Origin of the sequence: Clostridium sp. MCC328 (assembly GCF_018785465.1) — a bacterium.
GTDB classification, from domain to species: domain Bacteria; phylum Bacillota; class Clostridia; order Lachnospirales; family Lachnospiraceae; genus Pilosibacter; species Pilosibacter fragilis.
Genome location: NZ_WQPW01000001.1, coordinates 1 through 19,453, shown reverse-complemented (window position 1 = coordinate 19,453; position 19,453 = coordinate 1). Strand labels below are relative to the sequence as shown.

Genomic DNA, 19,453 nt, shown 5'->3' with positions numbered 1-19,453 from the left:
CCTGCCTCTTTTACTGGTCTACCACCTTCACGACCATCGCCAGATTTTCCTCCCCGCGGTGTTCCTTCGCCCCTTTCACATAGAAGTTGCAGGAAAATTCCACGGTAAATCTCTGATACGGCGCAGCCGGGATCTCGTAGTACATCGTGTTGTCCGTAAATACAAGATCAGCCATCTGCCGTCCGTTCACCTTGATCTTACAGGTCTCACCGCCTGTAAGCCTGCCCGGGTAGTAGCACTTTAAGGTCAGCTTGCTGCTCTCCCCGTTTGTCAGAACGATCTTCGCGTGCTCATCGATCCATCCGTCCGAATAGCTGCCGAAAGGCGTGTCGAACCTCTGCCTCTTCACGATCTCCGTCACATCGTTGTATGCGTTGTGCTCCGGATCCTCACACAGGAGCACCATGTCATCCGTGATCTCCTTGAGATCCATGTCACTGTCGATAAACTGGAGCTTCGGAACATTTGTTTTATCTTTTGCATATACTTTCAGGAATGTTTCAGCATTAAAATCACTGATCTCAAAATCCTTCCCGATGATGTAGATCTCCTTGTCGAAGATATCGTCCCCGTATGTTCCGTATGTCTTCTCCGCCAGGGAATTATACTGGCTCTGGGGCGCCCACAGATACAGGTTGTCCCAGTTGTCCCGGTAATATGTCTCCACCGGGAAGATCAGGCAGCCGTACAACAGCACCAGGATCCCCGCCTTCCCCATCACCCGTGACAGGTAGGCAAAGAACAGAAGCGCCGCCGCGTAAGCCACATAGACCCAGCGCATCTCCACACGGATCGTCACGCTGGAGCTGCCGATGCAGAGTGTGATAAACACAAGGAACAGCACCGCGTTCTTTAAATGGCAGACGATCTCATCCCGCGCCCGGATCATACCGATCACAGCCGCCAGAACGCCGACACCCAGAATTGCCTCCGCCGCCAGAATAAGATTTTTGATTCTATCCGGGCTGTCCGCAAACGGTTCGATACAGAGGTGGAGCGGTCCGGAGTTTCTCCCAAACACGAATCCCACCTGGGTCAGTGCCTGTCCAATGGCATCCGTGAACTTAAAAGTATCTGCCACGTCAGTTCCGCCGGTTCCCGCCGGTGAAAGCGTTCCGATAGTGTAAAGGCGGATCATCTGGATCGCGCCGAACACGAAAAGCGTGATCACGAAAAGCAGGAGCTTCGGGAGATGGAAACCAACCTTCTCCTCAGCCGCTGCTGTGCGGGCCGCCGCCTCTTTTTTATTCTGCGCCCCGCGGCTCTGTCCTCTTCCGCGGCTTCGTCCCGGCTCCGCGGCGCGGTTCGGTTCACTATTTCTCCCTGTCTCCGCTGTCACAGTCTCCGGCGCCAGTCCCTTTCCAAATCCGAGGGCTACTGCCAGAAGCAACAATGGAAGAAGCGCCATATACCGTTCGTGAATGAAGCTGACCACGAAATACAGGAGGTTTGCCATGAGAAAGGCCCCCGTTTTTTTCTCATTCACATACCGGTACAGAAACCACAGTATCCCCAGCGCTGCCCAGAGCGCCAGGCTCTCCATCAGACCGTAAAACTGGCCGATCTGATAATATGCCATTCTGGATGACAGGTAGAGAATCCCCACAGCGAAGCTTATGATCCTTCGCCCGTCGCTGAATGACACCGCCATCCTGTAAATGCTGTATGCGATTCCCGTATTCAGGATGATGTTGAATGGAACCATCCATTCCACATGTCCCCCGATGAAGAAAAGCTCCAGCCAGGACGCCAGATAAAACAGGAAGCGGAAGCGGCTGCTGCCCATTGGGAATACATACTCCGTAAATGACTGGTTCCCGTAGCAGGACCAGAGATACAGGTCATCCATGTAAAGTCCCTTTAATTCCACTTCACGGTTGATCCAAAATCCAAATCCCAGAAAGATCGCAAAGATGAGGAGCTCCGGGCTCCACCTCCTCCACACTTTCAGGATCTTCTCCTGTAAATTCATGTCTTATCCCCTTACTGCTGTTCTCCGGGCCAGTATTTTTCAGTAAACTCCGCTAAAAGCGCCTCACTCTCCTCCTCGGTGAGGTTCTTCGGATCAGACGAGAATACCGCAAGCCCGTTTCCGTTTTCATACAGGAGATCCATAAGATACCCCTGTTTTAAGAGACCTGTCACGTTCCGGAATCCATCCGTTCCAGGCTTTAAGTATCCGCTTCCGAGATAGATGTAATCTACTCCCGCGAATGTAAAGAAGTCCGCCAGCGCCTCCGGGCTGGATGAGAGATTAAAGTTTCCACCGCTTCCCTCAATGTCCGTGTAACTCTGAGTGCTGCACGGGAACCTCAGCATTTCCGGCTGCTCACCGAATACGACGACGCGGGTTCTCGGGTTCTCCGCCAGGATATCCCATATCTTCTCATTTCCGTAGAAAGCAAGCAGTTCATGGGACTCTTCCATATGATCATAATATCCCTTGTGGATGAACTTCACCGGTGTCAGTCCCAGGGTTCCGCCCCAGTTGCTGACCGCCGTGATGGTCACATTAAAGAGAATAAACGGTACCAGCATCCTGCATATGGACCCGCGCAGGAAACCGCTCTTTAATTTTCCTACCACAATCACCGCCATGATCGCTGACAGCGCATAGAGAAGCAGGAAATAGTTGCCGTCCACCTGCCATAACAGGTAAAGTGCCACAAGACTCATGAGTCCATTCGTCACAAATACCAATGCCAGGCAGATCACGGTATTTTTCTCTTTCTGCCTCGATCTTCTCACATCCGCCAGCACCGGCAGACAGACGAGAAGAAGAAAGAGCAGAAGCAGCGGTGTGCCCCAGGCAATCCGCACATGGGCCATGTCCTCGCCCACAGGGGCCATGAGGACACCATAAATTCTCTTTAAAATGTGCTTTAGTCCCTCGATTGAGATCAGGGACCCTCCGTTCGACGGCAGACTTTCAAACCGGTACGGGTACCTCACGGTAAATCCGAGGGCCGCCCAGATCGAGTTAAACACGGATGTCAGCGGAAGTCCTGTGTGCAGCCATGTCCGGTACCAGATGAGAAGCCACATCGGGATCATATAGATACAGGAAGGAAGAAAACTTCCCTTCAGCCGGAATTTCAGCAGTCTCGTGAGCAGGATATAAAGCCCCGCCGTTCCAGCAGCCACCGTTGAAAATACAAGTGCCGTTGGCTTTAACACAAGCGTCATCAGGTAGGCGTCCACCGCCAGCACGAGATACGCGCTCCTCTGTCTGCGGATATAGAGCAGAAGAAACAGCAGCAGTACAAGCTGCATAAACACCGTCATGGAATCCGTCTTTGCCGTGATGGACATGTTCATGATTCCCGGAATGCAGGAGAGAAGTGTCATGCATCTCACCGCATACCTTCTTCCGACAAACAGCTCCACGATCTGTCCCGCCGCGATCAGAGTGCCGACAGTCATCCAAATCTGGAAGCTCAGGAAAAATCCGTAGGACGGCAGCCCGGAGATCGGTAAAAGCAATGTCTCAAGGCCTTTCGAATAGGTGTACACCACATTGACCATTCCGAGATTTTCATAGATTCCGCCGCCGTTGTCCAGAACATACTCATTCCGCAGTCCGTAATGGAGGGAATCGTAGTCGGCACAGATATTCATTCGTCCCGCCTGCAAAAGGATCATGGCGAACATGAGCGCGATACAGATGGACATCTCCAGGGAGATCCTGGTTCTCTGCGGCACGCGTTTCCACGGCATTCCGCTATCTCCCGCCGCCCTCAATTCCATCATCCGGTACCCAGCCAGAAGTCCAGCGATGACCACTGTGAGAAACCGGAAGCTTGTGATCCCACATCTGAAAAACAGGGATCCCAGGCAGAACAGGCATATCATAAATCCACTTCCAAGAAGGAAGTCCGCCAGCCCTGTGATCACATGGTACTCCCTCCATCTGTGCTCACGGTCCATCCCTCTGCGGATCCGTGCGCCGAGCATCAAAAGCACCAGCACATACGCGCCTGACAGGATCATCGCCGTGAATGCCTGATGGATCCAGAGAAATCCGGCTGTGATGAGAAGTACTGCACCTGTCCGGATCCGGTTCGATTCAATTTTCCAGATCGTGAACAGATATAAAAAGAACAGCACCGCGATCTCCGTCAGAAGGTCGATGGTCTCCGTTCTTCTGAGCCTGATCCCGTCTACGCCTGTCACATAAACCTGTCCGATGGCAACTAACAGTGCGGGTACCGCCGCCAATGCCAGAATAATTAACGAGGCACATTCCCGTCTCTTCATAATTCCCCCCAGGTCATGGTCTTTTTATTCCGCATAAAACTTATCTTCTAACATCAGGCAGAGCACATGGTAGATCGGCAGGTGGAGTTCCTGGATCTTGTAGGTCTCCTGCTCCGGCACGATAATAGCGACATCTGCGAGCTTCGCGAGCTTTCCGCCTGTCTTTCCCGTAAGACCGACAACTTTAAGTCCCTTCGCCTTTGCAGTCACTGCGGCGTACATCACATTCTCAGAGTTTCCGGAGGTGCTGATTCCGAGGAACACATCCCCTGCTTTTCCGTAGCCGTTTACCTGCTGTGCGTAAGAGAGCATTCCATCCACATCGTTTGCGAATGCGGAGGAGAGAGCCGTATGATTTGTGAGGGCGATGGCTGGGAGCCCGCCCTGAAGCTTTTTCGCCAGTTCTTCCCCTCTCTCCGGGTCCGCCTGCTTTAACGCCTCGGCGAATTCCGCGGATACCGGGCGGCGCTTTACAAAACCTTTCATCAGCTCCCCGACGATATGGTCAGAGTCTGCGGCGCTTCCTCCGTTTCCGGCGATCAGAAGCTTTCCTCCGTTCTCATAGCATGTCTCCAAGATCTTGTATGCATCCTCGATCTGGCCCTTTACGGATTCCAGAACCGGATATCTCTTTACTAATTCCTCAATCATTTTTTCTCCTTTTTGTCCTGCCCGATCATTGATACGCATAATGGGCAGGCAATGCCATTTTCATGCTATCCATTTTAACACATAAGCGCCTGTCTTTCCACCGCCAAATTACTTACAATCGCCCCAAAATGAAAAGAATGTGCTAAGGCACATTCTCGCGCCTCGCGCGGCCGCTTGCGACAATCTACATCTTTGCGCGAGTGTGCATCTTTGGCACGTCAGTGCCTTTTTATGTAACGGGGAATTCCTCGGAATTTCCTGTTACATGAAAAAATCCGCAGGAAGTCATCTTCCTGCGGATCAAAACATTCAAAGTATAAAAGTTGAGTAACTGTTCAGTACCTTCACAGTTACATGCAAAAATCCATTCCAAATCGGCTACGCCGATGGATTTTTGCCTTTTAGCCTAGGTTTTCTTACGGTCAGCGCAGCAAGTGCGCAGACCTACTGAACAGTTACAAAGTTGATTACTTAAGAGTAATCTTAGCGCCTTCAGCCTCAAGTTTTGTCTTGATGTCGTTAGCTTCGTCTTTGGATGCACCCTGCTTAAGAACCTTCGGAGCGCCGTCTACAACGTCCTTAGCTTCCTTGAGGCCAAGACCTGTTACTTCACGAACAACTTTGATAACTTTAACCTTGTTCGGGCCTACTTCTGTAAGCTCAACGTCGAACTCAGTCTTCTCTTCCTCTGCTGCTGCGCCAGCGCCTGCTGCTGCAACTACTACGCCTGCTGCTGCGGATACACCGAACTCTTCCTCACAAGCCTTTACTAATTCGTTTAACTCTAATACGGATAATTCCTTGATAGCTTCGATAAACTCAGCGGTTGTTAACTTTGCCATTATAATTTACCTCCATAATAATTTATATTTCACGTTTGTTTTTCACAACTTTTATACAGCATCTATGCTGCCTTTGACGGGATCACGCGATGCGTGTTTCCGCCTGCAGGACCGGGATGAGGATTAAGCCTCTGCCGGAGCTTCTGCGCCTTCGCCGTTCTTCTCTGCGATCTGGTTGAGAACGCGTGCGAAGTTTGTGATCGGGGACTGCATGCTTCCAAGAAGTCTTCCAAGAAGAACCTCTCTGGACGGGATGCTTGCGATCACACCGATACCTGCTGCATCGTAGTATGTTCCCTCTACAACGCCGCCTTTTAATTCAAGCTTGTCAGCTTTCTTTGCGAACTCAGCTAATACTCTGGCCGGAGCTGTTGCATCTTCTTTAGAAACAGCAAGTGCTGTCGGTCCTTCAAGATGCGGCTCAAGTGCTTCGAACTCAGTTCCCTTTGCAGCGAAGCGGATCATTGTGTTCTTATATACTTTATAAGAAACACCAGCTTCTCTTAACTGTTTACGAAGAGCAGTATCCTGCTCAACAGTTAATCCACGGTAGTCAACGACTACAGCAGACTTTGCTCCGTTGAGGACTTCAGCGATCTCAGCAACTACCGGCTGCTTTAATTCAACTTTTGCCATGAATGGTTTACCTCCTGTTTTATTTAGTATTGGATTCGCCGTCACAGCATTTTTTCGCTTATCAGAAAAACCTCTCTGTCCGCAGACCGAGAGGTTTACAAAATTCTGTGTGAGTTTTGTACGTCCCTCGGCAGGTGTTTTTACCTTACGCCTTACGGCACCTGCTGTCTTCGGCATTCAATACCCAAATAGTTTATCATAATATATTTGGATTGTCAATCACTTTTTTAGTTTTTTTGCATTAAAATACTGCCAGACGGTCAATCCGGTTGTACGCCGCTGGGGCACAGAACCAGATCAATGTCTGACAGTTAAAATGACACAATCGACTAGTTTGTTAACTTAGCTACGTTTAACTTAACGCCCGGGCCCATTGTGGAAGTAAGAGTAACGCTCTTTAAGTAAGCGCCCTTTACTGTGCTCGGTTTTGCTTTGTTGATTGCATCCATAAGCGTCTGGAAGTTGTCCGCTAACTGTTCTTCTGTGAAAGAAGCCTTACCTACTGGCACGTGAATGATGTTTGTCTTATCGAGTCTGTACTCAATCTTACCAGCTTTGATCTCTTTGATAGCTTTTGTAACGTCCATTGTTACGGTACCAGCCTTCGGGTTCGGCATTAAGCCCTTCGGTCCAAGTACACGACCAAGACGTCCAACAACGCCCATCATATCCGGTGTAGCAACAACTACATCGAAATCTAACCAGCCTTCGTTCTGGATCTTCGGGATTAAATCCTCTGCTCCAACGAAGTCAGCGCCTGCAGCCTGAGCCTCATCAGCCTTCGGTCCTTTAGCGAATACAAGGATACGAACAGTCTTACCTGTTCCGTGCGGCAGAACTACTGCACCACGGATCTGCTGATCAGCATGACGGCCATCACAGCCTGTTCTTAAGTGAGCCTCGATTGTTTCATCAAATTTAGCAACAGCAGACTTTTTAACTAATGCGATTGCATCTGCTGTATCATAAAGAGTAGCGCGGTCGATAGCTTTTGCCGCTTCTACGTATCTTTTTCCTCTTTTCATTATAAAAAACCTCCTGTGGTAGTGTCGGGAGTCCTCCCTCCCACGTGATTGTTGCTGTATATGGAGGTCCATCCTCCATTCAGTCGCTTACGATCAGTCTGTTACGGTGATACCCATGGAACGAGCAGTACCAGCGATCATGCTTGTTGCAGCCTCGATGCTTGCAGCGTTTAAGTCTGGCATCTTGAGCTCAGCGATCTTCTGTACTTCTGCTCTTGTAAGAGTAGCTACCTTTGCTTTGTTCGGTGTTGCAGAACCGGATTTGATCTTTGCAGCCTTCTTTAATAATACAGCAGCCGGCGGAGTCTTTGTGATGAAGCTGAAGCTTCTGTCAGCATAAACTGTGATAACAACCGGGATGATCATATCGCCCTGATCAGCAGTCTTAGCGTTGAACTCCTTTGTGAACTGTACGATGTTTACACCGTGCTGTCCAAGAGCCGGTCCAACTGGCGGAGCCGGTGTTGCCTTGCCGGCAGGAATCTGTAATTTAATATAACCTGTAACTTTCTTTGCCATAATTAGGCACCTCCTAAATAATGTGGTAATGTCGGGGATTTCCCTCCCACGCGGGCACAAAGTCCGTTTTCTTAAAAAGGTACGGACGACCGGTCCGGATCTTAGTCCGTTTACGGTCACATCTTCTTGATTTCAGAAAAGCTCAGTTCCACCGGTGTTTCACGGCCGAACATTTCGACGTTGATTGTAATGGACTGCTTGGACTCATTGACGGTTCTAATGACACCGACGGTATCCTTCCATGCGCCGGCCGTAACAACGACGGTATCTCCGACGGCGAAATCCACAACGACATCCGGTGTCTTAAAGCCAAGGCTCATCATCTCTTCTTCTGAAAGCGGCACCGGCTTGGATCCCGGTCCTACGAATCCGGTTACGCCTCTGGTGTTCCGTACAACGTACCATGTATCATCATTCATGATCATATGAATCAGCACATAGCCCGGGAACATCTTACGCTCGACCTGCTTCTGAGCACCGTTTTTAAGCTCGATGACTTCTTCCAGCGGGACGGAGACCTCTAAGATCTGATCCTGAAGACCTCTGTTTTCGATTGTTTTCTCAATGTCAACCTTTACCTTATTCTCATATCCGGAATAAGTGTGTACAACATACCATTGTGCTTCTGACATATCTTCACCTCATCCTTAACCAAGTACAATATTGAGACCAAATTTGATGATCAGGTCAAGGGCTGCGATAACAATCCCCAGAATTACTGTTGATACGACTACTACAGCGGTCTCTTTCGTAAGCGTATCCTTATCCGGCCAGATGATCTTATTGAATTCAGCTTTTAAGCCTTTGATAAAGTCCGTTTTAGGGGCTTTCTCATTACTTGCCGTTTCTCCCATAAATTCACGTCCTTCTTGCAAACCGGATTACTTAGTTTCTTTGTGCATCGTATGTCTCTTGCAGAATCTGCAGTACTTCTTTGTCTCCATGCGGTCCGGATGAGTCTTCTTATCCTTCGTCATGTTGTAGTTGCGCTGCTTGCATTCTGTGCATGCCAGTGTAATCTTAGTGCGCACGACTTCCACCTCCGTTTAATTTCTTTGTAAGGCGGTCTTTTCTCTATTCATTGCTATCGTTTTTTGAGCATAAAAAAAAGACCTATATCTTCCATTCGCCCGAATATTGTAACATAAGAATTGCGGCGCGTCAAGCATTTCCTTGAGAAATAAGAGTTTTCGTGGAGTTTTAGTTGATTGGCGGGGCAGGGAACTTTCAGAAAGCAGTGCTTGTGGGATTCAGGGAAGGTTCCTCTAGGCTTGCGGGCGACTGCTAGGGACGAAAAAAAGATGATGCAACTCGCTTCGCTCAGACAAGCATCATCTTTTTTCCAACGCATTCACCTGCGAGCCAAGAGGAACCAGATCCCTGTATCCAGGCACTGCTTTCTGAAAGTTCCCTGCTGCTGTGTAGTTGGCACGCCAAGGAGAAGGGGCACTATTGAGAACAAGATTTTGCGCAAGAGCGGACTTTGGTCAGTTGTCGCGTAAATAAAAAAAGCCTCTCGTTTCCATCTTTCAGGCAACAAGAAGCTTTTCATTATCTAATATTTACAGGACCTTCGATAAAAATTCCTTTGTTCTCTCATTCTTCGGATGCGCGAAGAATTCTTCCGGTGGAGCTTCTTCGAGAATTTTTCCCTGATCCATAAACAGCACGCGGTTTGCAACCTCTCTCGCAAAGCCCATCTCGTGGGTTACAACGACCATGGTCATTCCTTCGTTTGCAAGCTCCTTCATGAGATCCAGTACCTCACCTACCATCTCCGGATCGAGAGCACTCGTCGGTTCATCGAAGAGGATCACATCCGGCTTCATCGCCAGAGCGCGGACGATGGCCACACGCTGCTTCTGTCCGCCGGAAAGAGTGGACGGGTAAACGTCTGCTTTATCCTCAAGACCGATGCGGCGTAACAGCTCCAGAGCTTCCTCTCTCGCCTGTGCCTTGATCTCCGCCTTTGTCTTCGGCGCATCAGGTGCCAGCGTTCCTTTTCTCTTTGCCTTCTTTAACTCTTTACAGCGCACATAGACCGGCGCCATCATAATATTCTCGATCACAGTCATATTGTTGAACAGGTTGAAGTGCTGGAATACCATGCCCATATGGCGGCGGTGGATATTGATGTCCACGCGCATATCGGCGATATCTACGCCGTTAAAAATGATGCTGCCGGAGGTCGGATCCTCCATACAGTTCAGGCATCTTAAAAATGTACTTTTTCCGGAGCCGGACGGACCGATGACTACAACGATGTCACCTTTATTGATGGTCACATTGATTCCCTTCAGGACTTCCAGATCACCAAATGTTTTTTTCAGATCAATGACGTCTATCACTCTTCTTCAGGCTCCTTTCCATCAGTTTTACAAGAATTGAGATCACCAGCACGAGAACGATGTAGATCGCCGCCATGACAAGATACGGGACCATGAACTCGTAGCTGTTGCTTCCGATATAGTTGAAGGCAACGTAAAGATCCGCCGCGCCGACGAAGCTGACAACGGAGGTTTCCTTGATCAGGGCAATAAACTCATTGCCCAGAGTCGGAAGAATATTTTTCACTGCCTGCGGGATTACGATCCGGATCATCGCAGGACCAAAGCCAAGACCAACTGCACGTCCCGCCTCAAGCTGTCCCGGATCAACGGACTGGATACCGCTTCGCATGATCTCGGAAATATACGCGCCGCTGTTTAAGCCAAAGACCACCATGGCAACACGGACACCCGGCAGCTTGATCCCCATAAGCGGCAGCATAACATAGTAGAAGATCAGAAGCTGCACGACCATCGGGGTTCCGCGGAAGAGACCCACATAGAAGCTGCAGACCGCATTCAGCGCCCGCGGAAGTGTCTTATATTTCGGCAGGACGCGGACCGTCGCGATGATGGTACCGATCAAAACACCGATGAGCATGCCGACTACCGCGATCAGAAGCGTATTCTGCAGACCCTGTACGACCTTGACGTAACCGTTTTTCTCAATAAATATCTGTACAAACTTGTTCCATTTGTTCCCGAAGTTTCCCATAATACCTCCAGATAGCAAAAACACAGCGTTTCCAGCCATGTTCCAGTACAGTCAAAAACGGGAGCGAACCGTATCCTGCCCCCGCTTTTATAACCAGTATTTCCAATATTTTTACTGCATTGCGTTGATCGCCTTTGTGATGCTTTCCGCCGGAGCCGCATCAATGAGCACATATTTCAAGTTGCCATTGATCATATCCTGAACTGCAAGAGATGCGCTCTTATACGGTACCCACTCAGCCGGAAATCCTTCAAAGCCCCAGTCATCACTGCCCTCAATGAAGTACTGGGCTGTTGTTCCCTGCTGTCCGCCGATCTTGTCGCTCGCACTTAAGCCCTTAAGGATCTCTTCTACGGACGCTGCATCCTTGCAGTCATCAAAAGCCGTATCATCTGCCAGCGTAACCAGTCTCTGGGATGCTTTATAATACGGATCAGAGAAGGTTACATATTCTTCTCTCTCCTCGTTAATCGTTAAGCCAGCCATTGCGATATCGCATTTGTGCTGACCAACAGATAAGCATACGGCATCAAAGTCCATGTTTTCAATTACAAGCTCCTTGCCAAGCTCCTGTGCAAGAAGAGAAGCAAGCTCCATATCGATTCCCTTGTAGCTGTCGCCGTCTACGTACTCAAACGGCTCAAAGGATGCGTTTGTCGCAACAACAAGCTGATCCTTGGAAGCATCATACTCTGCGGATTCTACTGCAGCCGGCTCGCCATCACTGAAATATTTATCACAGATCGTATCGAAGGTTCCGTCCTCCTGGATCTTTGCGATGAATGCATTTACCTGCTCAAGCAGCTCCGGCTGGTCTTTATCCACGCCAAATGCATACTGCTCATCTGTAAGATCATATTCGATCACCTTAACAACTCCGGCTGCCTCATCTTTCTTTTCTTCTGCAGCCGCACCTGCTGTTGTCTCTGTCTTGTTCTCTGCTGCTGCCGTTGTCTCTGTAGTTTTGCTGCCGCAGCCTGTAAGAAGTGATGCTGCCATTGCAGCGGTCAGACATAATGCAATCGCCTTTTTCATAATATTTTCCTCCTCTAACCCAATACGGATTTGCAACTTTTTCGACGGAACCCACTATACCACAGGCCTATACAAAAAGCAAGTGTTTATGCATATGCTTTTGCATATTTATGCAGTATCTCTCATTCTATAACCTGTATGCATATCACTTTTCCCTGTCCTATCTGCCCCCGGTCATGCAGATCACAACGAAATAGATCCGGCTGATCCCCGATGCCCGCAGGGCTCTCGCGCACGCCTCGATGGTACTGCCCGTTGTATAAATGTCGTCCACAAGGATCACACTCCTGATCCCCTCCGGGATCTCCCCCGCCGCAAAGGCACCGGAAAGGTTCTTAAGCCGCTCCGCTGCCGAAAGATCCTTCTGCGGCAGCGTCTTCTTATTTCTCACCAGCATTTCCGGTATCACCGGAATCCCCAGCTTCTTTCCGATGACCCGTGCCAGGATCTCTGCCTGATTGAATCCCCGGGTCTTTTTCCTCGTGGCATGGACCGGCACCGGGACCAGGGCATCTGCCTGCATCCGGCGGATTGTCCGTCCGTACCGTGCCGCCAGAGCTGTCCCGTAAAAATCCAGGTACTCTCTCTTATTATTGTACTTGATCTGCGCCATGGAATGCCTCGCCGCCTCATCGTAATTTAATAAGGCGATCCCGTACTCAAAGGCACGCGGATGGCGCATGCAGTCCGGGCAGAACTCCAGACTCCCGTCTTCAATCTCTTTTCCGCATTTTTTACATACCGGTGATCTTACAAACGATAGTTTATGAAGGCAGTCCGGACAGATCATCCGCCCGGAACTGCCAGTGATATCCCCGCATACCGGACAGCGGCGGGGATATAGGACATCAAGAATTTTATTAAATTTCATGTTAAATATAAATATTAGAACAAATAGTGCAGGTCTATTTCTGCATCATAGATGTATCAATCTCCAGAATCCGGTCCTTCAGCCCTGAGTACCGTTTCTGCTCCACCTCATTGTCCACCATCGCCTGGAACACCTCCGGTATTCCCACGAGGCAGACGCAGGATTTCGCCCTCGTAACCGCCGTGTAGATCAGATTTCTCGTCATCAGCATCCGCGGACCGGAATGGACCGGGATCACAACTGCCGGATATTCGCTTCCCTGGGATTTGTGGATCGTGATCGCGTAGGCAAGCTCCAGCTCCTCCAACTGCTTAAAGCTGTACTCCACCATCCGCCGCTCATCAAATTCCACCTCCATGGTCTCCGCGAAGCTGTTGATGGAGCGGATGATCCCCGTATCCCCGTTGAAAACGCCTTCGCCCTTATCCACCGGGATTCCGTAGCGGTTGCGGACCTCCCACTCGATCTGATAGTTGTTCTTGATCTGCATGACCTTATCGCCCACACGGAAGATCGTCCCGCCGGACTCTTTCTCCTGCTTATTCGCCGCAGGCGGGTTAAACTTCTCCTGAAGCTGCTTATTTAACGCCTCGACTCCGAGAGCGCCTTTCCGCATCGGTGTCATGATCTGGATATCTGACATCTCGGCATGGACATAGTTCGGAAGCTTGTCCTGCACGAGGACCATCATATCCTTCACAATATCCGCCGGATAATCGCGCCGGATAAACAGAAAGTCACGGCTCTTCTTATTTAAAGGAACTGTTTCCCCGTCGTTGATCTTATGGGCATTGACGATAATGTCGCTCTGGGCCGCCTGACGGAAGATCTTTGTGAGCTTCACCACAGGGAACGCCTCCGACGCGATCATGTCCCGGAGAACATTTCCCGGCCCCACGCTGGGAAGCTGGTTTACATCACCCACAAGGATCAGCCTCGTTCCTACATTCACCGCCTTTAAGAGTGAGTGGATCAGGCTGATATCCACCATGGACATTTCATCGATGATGATCACATCCGCGTCCAGAGGATTTTCCTCGTTCCGCTCAAAATGCATGCCCTCCAGCCGGTTCTCGCCGGAATTGCCGTTGTTTTTCCGATCAACTGTCGGAGCGCCCGTAAGCTCCAGAAGTCTGTGGATCGTCTTCGCCTCGTATCCCGTCGCCTCCGTCATGCGCTTCGCCGCACGGCCCGTCGGAGCAGCCAGAAGAATGTCCATGTCTTCCTGGTCGAAATAGTGGATGATCGTGTTGATGGTTGTCGTCTTACCGGTTCCCGGACCTCCGGTGATGATAAGGAGACCGTTACCCACAGCTTCCATGACCGCCTGCTCCTGAAGCTCGTCCAGCTCGATCTTCTCCGCCTCCGTGATCTTTTTCAGGCGCTTTTTCACGTCGTCCTCATCGATCTTCGAGTGGAGATTCAGGTCATGCAGCATTCTCGCCGTATTGAGTTCCATATAATAGAACTGCGCCGGATAGACGATCCGTTTCCCATCCTTTTCCTTCACCACCAGCTTCTTCTCCATCTGGAGATCCACCAGATGCTTTTCCATATGCTCCGGTTCTACGTTCAAGAGTGCCGACGCATTGGCAAACAGCTCCTCCTCCGGCAGATATGTATGGCCGTTTCCCGTCGCCTGGAGCAGGGCATAGAAAAGTCCGCTGCGGGTCCGGTAATCGGAATCCGTGAAGATCCCGACCTTCGCCGCGATCTCGTCCGCGATCTTAAATCCCACCCCCTGGATATCGTCCGCCAGCTGATACGGATTCTCCTGGATCACGGAGTACATTCCCGGACCGTAATGCTGGTAGATCTTCACCGCAAGGTTCATGGAGATCCCGTACTGCTGAAGGAACACCATGGCCTGACGCATATCTCTTTTTTCCTCCACCTGGCTGCTGATCTCCATCGCCATGCGCTCGCTGACGCCCTTGACCTCGGCGAGACGTTCCGGCTCCTCCTCCATGATCCGGAAGGTGTCCGCCTTGAACTTCTTTACGATCCTTTTAGCTAAAGCAGCTCCGATGCCTTTGATAGCACCGGAGCCGAGATACCGTTCAATTGCCAGTGTGTCCTCGGGAGCTTTTATCTCATAGCTCTCCACCGCAAGCTGTTCACCGTAGATGGAGTGTTCCACCATCCGGCCCGTCGCCTCGATCCGCTCTCCCTCACTGATGTAGGGAAATGTGCCGACGAGGATATATTCTTCTCCCCCGTCCGCCACGCTTAAGACCGAGTAACCGTTATCCTCGTTGCGGTATTTGATTCTTTCCACATAGCCTGTTACAGTTGCCATTTTTTATTTTTCTGCGCCTTTTCCGCCGTGTGCGAACTCGATAAACTTACCGGTTCCGATCGCAACCGCTGTAAGCGGCTCCTCCGCGATCATTGTCGTGATTCCGGTCTTCTCCTCGATCAGGGCGTCAAGTCCGGAGATCAGGGATCCACCGCCGGTAAGAACGATTCCACGGTCGAAGATATCGGCCGCGAGCTCCGGTGGTGTACGCTCCAATACATTGTGTACGGCGTCTACGATCTGCATCGCCGGCTCTCTTAACGCCTCAAGTGTCTCGTCGGATGTGACAACGATGGTCTTCGGGAGACCTGTCACAAGGTTTCTTCCGCGGACTTCCATCGTCACAAGCTCCGGACGGCGGTAAGCCGCACCGATATTGATCTTGATCTCCTCAGCGGTTCTCTCACCGATTAAGAGGTTATGTTTCTTTCTCATATAGCGGACGAGAGCTTCATCGAAGTCATCTCCGGCAGTCTTAATAGAAGTACTTACTACAGTACCTCCGAGAGAGATCACTGCGATATCCGCAGTACCGCCTCCGATATCTACGATCATGTTTCCGCATGCCTTGGAAATATCGATTCCGGCACCGATCGCTGCCGCAACCGGCTCCTCGATGATGCAGACCTCGCGGGCACCTGCCTGGTAAGTTGCGTCCTCAACAGCCTTTCTCTCAACCTCTGTCGCACCGCTCGGAATGCAGACCGCGATACGCGGTTTTCTTAAGGTTCTCTTTCCGACCGCTTTGTTAATGAAATATTTTAACATTTTTTCGGTTACGGTATAATCGGAAATTACACCTTTACGGAGCGGTCTTACCGCAACGATATTACCCGGAGTACGTCCGATCATCAGACGCGCCTCCTCACCGAAGGTAATTACTTTATTCGTCTCTCTGTCCAGTGCTACTACGGACGGCTCCTTTAAAACAACGCCTTTTCCCTTAATGTATACAAGGATGCTGGCGGTACCTAAGTCAATTCCAATGTCGTTGGACATCATCATTGTCGTCTTCCTCCTGTCTCTCTAACTGAAAATCTCCTGAATCCATTTCCACATCCCATCGGTGGGATGTGCCTCGCTTATCTCTCTATCAGAAAACCCTGCTTTATTCAGGGCGCGAAATATCAGTTTTTATTATATACGAAAGACCTTTGTTTTTAAAGGGGTTTTTGAAATTTTTATTCTACTGCACCCAGACGCCATTTTTATCAACATAATACTGTCCGCCGATCATCTGGCTCGTGAGCATCGCGCCGTCAGCTCCGCAGTAGTACCATGCGCCGTTGGTCTGTACCCACTGGCTCTTGACCAGCGCGCCGGACACTCCGCAGTAATACCACCGGTTGTTGTTCATTACCCACTGGTTCTCTGTCATATATCCGGACTGGTTGAAATAATACCATACGTTGTTGATCAGCTTCCAGTTCGCCACTGGGTAAGTCTTATCCGGGTTGCACCACCACCAGCCGTTGCCGTCGCGGAGCCATGCGCCGTCTGCGGTGCTGGAGGAGCTGGAGCTTGTCTGATTGTTTGATCCTGAGGAACCGCTGCCGTAATACTTCGCTGCTGCTGTGCGGTTCGCGTAGATTGCGGATGCCTCGCTGCTGTTTACATCTTTGGAGTCAGACTCCTGCCAGCTGGTCTCGTTGTTTCCCCGGATCGCTTTTACCTTAAATGTATAACTTCCACTTTTTGCGAAGGAACCACAGAAGTTGTAGTAATCATTCGTTGTCGTATATGTGGAGCCCACTGCGCTTCCGTCCCTATATAAACGAACCTGATATTTCTTTGCGGAATCAGATCCCTCCCAGCATGCAACTCCACCGTAGCTGTCATCCCAGAAAAGATCATATACTTCCAAATCATCATCAGAATCATAGTCCGTGTCGATATCTTCGATCTTCGGGAGTGTCACATAGACAGACAGCTTTGAAGTACTTCTCGAAACAGATGTCACCGTCTGATCATCATTTCCGAGATATACATCGGATCTACCGAGTCCGGTGGAGAACGTATATCCGCTCTCCGCGCCAAGAGTAACTTTTACCTTCGGCTTTGTGCTGTCGTTCCAGTCTCCGCTCGGTGTATTTGTGACTGTCACCTCATCCACATAACAGCCGTCATCCGACACTTCCGCCTCAACTTCAAGGTTGTCGGAATCTGTCAGGACTGCACTGATATCGATCGTGACCTCCTCGATCCTTTCCGATGCCATAACCGGAAATGCCAGCATTGCTGTCATAAGAAACGCTGCGGGTACTAATATCATTTTTTCTTTCTTCATTGTGAACCTCCCCGTTTTCTTTTTCTCTTATCTCAAGATGTTGGGATCAAAAGCTTTTGGCCTCTCTGATACCAATTTATTATATAGTATATCAGATATTTATGGACAATTTATGTTCAAATTTCCTGCCAAACTTCGGCAAAAATGCGGCAGATCTCCGGGAAATCCTCGGCGCAGGATTTGTTGTCTGTCTCTGTGCCAATTTTCGCCATATTTCGATACGGCTCTTCATTATTCGTTAAGTAATTTTACTTTCTTTTAATTTTTTACTCACAGTTTAGACACATTTTGTCTATATAATATAATTACGTTATCCGAAAGGATAACCTGCCTTTGTTTCAAGTGTTACACTTGAACACACAAAGCTTTTTCATACTCATACCTGTCGGAGGCAACTCTGGCAGGTCCCCCTAAAAAATTGATACTTTCCATACTCCCCTTAGGGACTGCAGGAACGGCTGCGGTTCCTATTTTTTTGCTCAGCCAATTTACCAAAGTCCTTGTTTCCTATATTCTTGTTTTTTAACTTTTATTTCCGGACATAATCCTTCCAGCCATTGATTTCAACTTCAACTTTCGACATCCTTCCCTTTTCACCAGTTTTATGTTCTTTTCCATTGACTTCTATTTTCCCTCACGGTATAGTAAATATATTAACATTGCCAGCAACGCGGAGGCATTATTTTCAGAAATCAAAACTCCGCAAAAGTGGCTCATTCCACAGGAGGATATTTTATGAATTCGCTAAAACGCATCGCAGCTGCCGCGCTGTCCGCAGCTCTCTGTTTTTCCATGGCTGTTCCGGCCTACGCCGACCACTACCAGACTCCGAAGTCCATCAAGGGCGTTCTGATCAACGAGCACGCCCAGATCCCGGATGTCCTCGAGGTGGGCGCATCTCAGGTCGTTTTAAACTTTCCAATGTCCTGGGCATTCAGCAGCCAGTTATCTGTCTGTCAGGATCTCTACACAAAGCTTGACCAGGCGGGTGTCACCGTGACACTGATCGTCTTAAACGACTGGGCGGCAGCGAGCTACAGCCCGTCCCTTCTTCCGGTATCCCAGCCAACCGGCGCAAGCTACTACGCGTTCAACACCTTAAACGATGCAGGCGTCCAGTCCACAAGAGATGCCGCAAAGCGCGTCACAGAGGCATTCAAGGATTGTGTCTCCAACTGGGTCATCGGCAACGAAGTCAATGACGGTCAGGCATGGAACTATATCGGACAGATGGATATCGACACCTACTGTTCCAACTACGCCACCGGATTCCGCACCTGGTACGACACCATCAAAGGTTCCAACAAGCTGGCAAACGTCTATATTCCGTTTGACTTCCGCTGGAACTGCGGACAGGTCGAGGGCTTCAAGTACGGCGCTATGGACATGATCCCGCGGTTAAACAGCCGCCTAAAAGATACCGACTACGGCATCGCATGGCACGCATATCCGGAGACCTTCGAGGATCCGGTCTTCACCGATGATATCTACACGCTGGAGAAAGCAGATACTTATATCATCAACCTGAAGAACCTCCACGTTCTGACCGACTACATGCAGCAGGCGGACATGCTCTCCCCGGCAGGAAAGGTCCGCCACCTGATCCTCTCCGAGCAGGGCTTCACATCCGATTCTCCTGCCCACAACGGCCAGTGCCTCGATCTCCAGGCTCAGTGCATCAAAGAGGCTTACGAGACAGCAAAGGCAAATCCATATGTTGAGGCATTCCTGTTAAACCGCATGAAGGATGAGCAAGGACTTCTGGATGCGCATTATGCGTTCGGCCTCATCGATGTGAACGGAAATAAAAAGCCGAGCTTTGAGGTTTATAAGAATCTTCAGTAATTTCCCAATGCCTGACTGTCCGCGTTAGGGATACAGCAGACAGCCAGATACTTTTACAATAAATCAATCGAGTAGGAGGCGGTGGCTAACCGCCGTCCTCTCACAGCACCGTACGTACCGTTCGGTATACGGCGCTTTCAATAG

At 49.9% G+C, this 19,453-nt stretch carries 18 protein-coding genes and 1 other annotated feature; of the genes, 1 reads left to right on the top strand and 17 read right to left on the bottom strand.

What is annotated here, in order from left to right; genetic code table 11:
• Positions 1-10: 10 nt before the first annotated feature.
• From GPK83_RS00090 to GPK83_RS00010, 17 genes are all read right to left on the bottom strand, one after another.
• Positions 11-1,972, bottom strand: coding sequence for a hypothetical protein (locus tag GPK83_RS00090; RefSeq protein WP_215703685.1), 1,962 nt, complete (start codon positions 1,970-1,972; stop codon positions 11-13).
• A gap of 11 nt (positions 1,973-1,983) precedes the next feature.
• A complete protein-coding gene (locus GPK83_RS00085) occupies positions 1,984-4,257 on the bottom strand; it encodes a hypothetical protein (protein WP_215703684.1) in 2,274 nt (757 codons plus the stop codon).
• Positions 4,258-4,281: 24 nt separating this feature from the next.
• On the bottom strand, positions 4,282-4,908 hold the full coding sequence (locus GPK83_RS00080; RefSeq protein ID WP_252196172.1) for an SIS domain-containing protein: 627 nt from the start codon (positions 4,906-4,908) through the stop codon (positions 4,282-4,284).
• Between the two features lie 467 nt (positions 4,909-5,375).
• Entirely contained in the window at positions 5,376-5,750 is a 375-nt protein-coding gene (rplL, locus tag GPK83_RS00075) for a 50S ribosomal protein L7/L12 (RefSeq protein ID WP_015553100.1), read from the bottom strand.
• A 123-nt stretch (positions 5,751-5,873) separates the two neighbouring features.
• Entirely contained in the window at positions 5,874-6,386 is a 513-nt protein-coding gene (gene rplJ, locus GPK83_RS00070) for a 50S ribosomal protein L10 (RefSeq protein ID WP_015553099.1), read from the bottom strand.
• Between the two features lie 54 nt (positions 6,387-6,440).
• Positions 6,441-6,578 (bottom strand) — a sequence feature (ribosomal protein L10 leader region).
• Positions 6,579-6,715: 137 nt separating this feature from the next.
• Positions 6,716-7,411, bottom strand: a complete 696-nt coding sequence (rplA, locus tag GPK83_RS00065; RefSeq protein WP_015553098.1) for a 50S ribosomal protein L1 — start codon at positions 7,409-7,411, stop codon at positions 6,716-6,718.
• Between the two features lie 93 nt (positions 7,412-7,504).
• Entirely contained in the window at positions 7,505-7,930 is a 426-nt protein-coding gene (gene rplK / locus GPK83_RS00060; RefSeq protein ID WP_117469078.1) for a 50S ribosomal protein L11, read from the bottom strand.
• A 116-nt stretch (positions 7,931-8,046) separates the two neighbouring features.
• Positions 8,047-8,562 carry a transcription termination/antitermination protein NusG gene (gene nusG, locus GPK83_RS00055; protein WP_117484019.1) on the bottom strand — a complete coding sequence of 172 codons (516 nt, stop codon included), beginning with the start codon at positions 8,560-8,562 and terminating at the stop codon, positions 8,047-8,049.
• A 15-nt stretch (positions 8,563-8,577) separates the two neighbouring features.
• Positions 8,578-8,784, bottom strand: coding sequence for a preprotein translocase subunit SecE (gene secE, locus GPK83_RS00050; protein WP_117469077.1), 207 nt, complete (start codon positions 8,782-8,784; stop codon positions 8,578-8,580).
• A 27-nt stretch (positions 8,785-8,811) separates the two neighbouring features.
• A complete protein-coding gene (gene rpmG, locus GPK83_RS00045; protein WP_008726232.1) occupies positions 8,812-8,961 on the bottom strand; it encodes a 50S ribosomal protein L33 in 150 nt (49 codons plus the stop codon).
• A gap of 531 nt (positions 8,962-9,492) precedes the next feature.
• Complete coding sequence (locus GPK83_RS00040; protein WP_117469075.1) at positions 9,493-10,278, bottom strand: amino acid ABC transporter ATP-binding protein; 786 nt, start codon at positions 10,276-10,278, stop codon at positions 9,493-9,495.
• On the bottom strand, positions 10,262-10,972 hold the full coding sequence (locus GPK83_RS00035; protein ID WP_015553094.1) for an amino acid ABC transporter permease: 711 nt from the start codon (positions 10,970-10,972) through the stop codon (positions 10,262-10,264). Before GPK83_RS00035 ends, GPK83_RS00040 begins: the two co-directional genes overlap by 17 nt.
• A gap of 111 nt (positions 10,973-11,083) precedes the next feature.
• Positions 11,084-12,007 (bottom strand): ABC transporter substrate-binding protein, encoded by a 924-nt coding sequence (locus GPK83_RS00030; RefSeq protein ID WP_117469074.1) that lies wholly within the window; start codon positions 12,005-12,007, stop codon positions 11,084-11,086.
• Positions 12,008-12,167: 160 nt separating this feature from the next.
• Positions 12,168-12,878: a ComF family protein gene (locus tag GPK83_RS00025; protein ID WP_117469073.1), complete on the bottom strand. Its 711-nt coding sequence runs from the start codon at positions 12,876-12,878 to the stop codon at positions 12,168-12,170.
• A 34-nt stretch (positions 12,879-12,912) separates the two neighbouring features.
• A complete protein-coding gene (locus GPK83_RS00020; RefSeq protein ID WP_215703682.1) occupies positions 12,913-15,177 on the bottom strand; it encodes an ATP-dependent RecD-like DNA helicase in 2,265 nt (754 codons plus the stop codon).
• Positions 15,178-15,180: 3 nt separating this feature from the next.
• The gene (locus GPK83_RS00015) at positions 15,181-16,179 is read right to left on the bottom strand and encodes a rod shape-determining protein (protein WP_330579494.1); all 999 of its coding nucleotides are present in this window, start codon (positions 16,177-16,179) and stop codon (positions 15,181-15,183) included.
• Positions 16,180-16,363: 184 nt separating this feature from the next.
• Entirely contained in the window at positions 16,364-17,464 is a 1,101-nt protein-coding gene (locus tag GPK83_RS00010; RefSeq protein WP_015553089.1) for a cell wall-binding protein, read from the bottom strand.
• A 735-nt stretch (positions 17,465-18,199) separates the two neighbouring features.
• Here GPK83_RS00010 and GPK83_RS00005 point away from each other — a divergent pair.
• Positions 18,200-19,309 (top strand): DUF5722 domain-containing protein, encoded by a 1,110-nt coding sequence (locus GPK83_RS00005; protein WP_215703681.1) that lies wholly within the window; start codon positions 18,200-18,202, stop codon positions 19,307-19,309.
• Positions 19,310-19,453 lie beyond the last annotated feature (144 nt).

Bases quoted from the DNA above. Each gene is read 5' to 3' on its own strand.
- GPK83_RS00035 (WP_015553094.1), bottom strand. From the start codon at position 10,972: ATGGGAAACTTCGGGAACAAATGGAACAAGTTTGTACAGATATTTATT.
- nusG (WP_117484019.1), bottom strand. From the start codon at position 8,562: ATGTCAGAAGCACAATGGTATGTTGTACACACTTATTCCGGATATGAG.
- GPK83_RS00010 (WP_015553089.1), bottom strand. From the start codon at position 17,464: ATGAAGAAAGAAAAAATGATATTAGTACCCGCAGCGTTTCTTATGACA.
- GPK83_RS00015 (WP_330579494.1), bottom strand. From the start codon at position 16,179: ATGATGTCCAACGACATTGGAATTGACTTAGGTACCGCCAGCATCCTT.
- rplK (WP_117469078.1), bottom strand. From the start codon at position 7,930: ATGGCAAAGAAAGTTACAGGTTATATTAAATTACAGATTCCTGCCGGC.
- GPK83_RS00025 (WP_117469073.1), bottom strand. From the start codon at position 12,878: ATGAAATTTAATAAAATTCTTGATGTCCTATATCCCCGCCGCTGTCCG.
- rplL (WP_015553100.1), bottom strand. From the start codon at position 5,750: ATGGCAAAGTTAACAACCGCTGAGTTTATCGAAGCTATCAAGGAATTA.
- GPK83_RS00090 (WP_215703685.1), bottom strand. From the start codon at position 1,972: ATGAATTTACAGGAGAAGATCCTGAAAGTGTGGAGGAGGTGGAGCCCG.
- GPK83_RS00030 (WP_117469074.1), bottom strand. From the start codon at position 12,007: ATGAAAAAGGCGATTGCATTATGTCTGACCGCTGCAATGGCAGCATCA.
- secE (WP_117469077.1), bottom strand. From the start codon at position 8,784: ATGGGAGAAACGGCAAGTAATGAGAAAGCCCCTAAAACGGACTTTATC.
- GPK83_RS00005 (WP_215703681.1), top strand. From the start codon at position 18,200: ATGAATTCGCTAAAACGCATCGCAGCTGCCGCGCTGTCCGCAGCTCTC.
- GPK83_RS00085 (WP_215703684.1), bottom strand. From the start codon at position 4,257: ATGAAGAGACGGGAATGTGCCTCGTTAATTATTCTGGCATTGGCGGCG.
- GPK83_RS00080 (WP_252196172.1), bottom strand. From the start codon at position 4,908: ATGATTGAGGAATTAGTAAAGAGATATCCGGTTCTGGAATCCGTAAAG.
- rplJ (WP_015553099.1), bottom strand. From the start codon at position 6,386: ATGGCAAAAGTTGAATTAAAGCAGCCGGTAGTTGCTGAGATCGCTGAA.
- rplA (WP_015553098.1), bottom strand. From the start codon at position 7,411: ATGAAAAGAGGAAAAAGATACGTAGAAGCGGCAAAAGCTATCGACCGC.
- GPK83_RS00020 (WP_215703682.1), bottom strand. From the start codon at position 15,177: ATGGCAACTGTAACAGGCTATGTGGAAAGAATCAAATACCGCAACGAG.